Raw genomic sequence first — 716 nt, forward strand, 5'->3', positions numbered from 1 at the left:
CCCGCCTCATGCGGCGGAGCGACCCAGAGTGGGGAATTTCGATGAGCAGAACCGAGGAATTTCAGTGAGCGCCGTCAGTCTGGCCTGCGCTCCCTCAACGCCTCAACTACGATCTCTCGTTCGACGGAGGCTTCAAGCCGCACGGCGGTGAAGGCCATCAGTAAGACGCTCACGACGACCAGCACAGACTTTCGCCGTTGCGGCGAGAACATGGCACCGAAGTTCCGTGTTCTCAACCGACGCCAGGCATGCCTGGTGCACTACGGCGCGATTGTGGCCCGCAAAAACGGAAAGCCCATCGGCACAGCGGAAGTCCGTGTAAAGGTCATGCAGACGACCTACACAGGATCAGCCGGCGCCCGTGTCAGCAGTCAGGTTTCCATCATCGGCGCTTCAGGTGATGTAGGCCGGTCATGGCCTGTCAATGTGTGGTTCCGGATCGATCAGAAGCCAGGCTGGAGCCGCTGGGACTATGTCTCCAGCCCCGGAACCGAAGTGAACGTGCGGACCCAGAAGGGACTGCTGCACGGATTGAGACAGTTGGGGTTAGGCCGCTTGGGCGGCTGGTGGGTTCATGATGAGTTCGAATTCGATGGGCGTCAACCGGCCGAGGCATTGTTGGCGTCGGCGGCGGTGGTAGCGGGTTTCGATCCAGGCCACGATCGCGGTCCGCAGCTGCACACGAGTGGCCCAGACTCGACGGTTGAGAACGTTCT

The 716-nt window shown here is 61.2% G+C and carries 1 pseudogene; it reads right to left on the reverse strand.

Going from position 1 to position 716, the window contains the following annotated elements:
* Positions 1-546: 546 nt before the first annotated feature.
* Positions 547-716 (reverse strand): annotated as a pseudogene (locus DWB68_RS15805) (IS3 family transposase); the annotation flags it as partial.

This window comes from Galactobacter valiniphilus, from assembly GCF_003575975.1.
Taxonomy (GTDB): domain Bacteria; phylum Actinomycetota; class Actinomycetes; order Actinomycetales; family Micrococcaceae; genus Galactobacter; species Galactobacter valiniphilus.